Consider the following 532-nt stretch of genomic DNA (forward strand, 5'->3'; position numbering starts at 1 on the left):
ATCACAACAAGCTGGTCTATCCGAATGTGCTGGATCAGCAGTTTGATGCCAAGCGCCCTAATCTTGCGAAGCAGTGCTTCTCAGGGTCAGCGATATTACTTATCTCTGGACAAATGAGGGCTGGCTGTACTTAGCAGGAGTGAAAGATTTATATACCAAAGAGTTGGTCGGTTACGCTATCAACAAACGCATGACTGCTGACTTAGTTTGCAAAGCACTAAATATGGCAATCAAAAATAAACGGCCTAATAAAGGATTAATTGTGCACTCAGACAGAGGTAGTCAATACTGTAGCCATGCGTATCATAAGATCATTAAACAGCACCAGTTTATAGGCTCAATGAGTGGCAAAGGTAATTGCTTTGATAACGCACCCATAGAAAGCTTCTGGGGCATATTGAAGAATGAGCTGGTATATCATAAGGATTATAAAACTAGATTTGCCGCCATTACCGATATCATTAGATACATCGAGCTATATTACAACCAGACTAGGATTCAAAAGGGCTTGAGCTATAAATCGCCAAGACAG

General features: G+C 41.2%; 1 pseudogene. It reads left to right on the forward strand.

The features are described 5' to 3' along the window. A pseudogene (locus ACT3TU_RS14360) lies at positions 1-532 on the forward strand (IS3 family transposase); the annotation flags it as partial.

This window comes from Psychrobacter sp. AOP3-A1-26, assembly GCF_052378235.1.
Lineage (GTDB): Bacteria > Pseudomonadota > Gammaproteobacteria > Pseudomonadales > Moraxellaceae > Psychrobacter.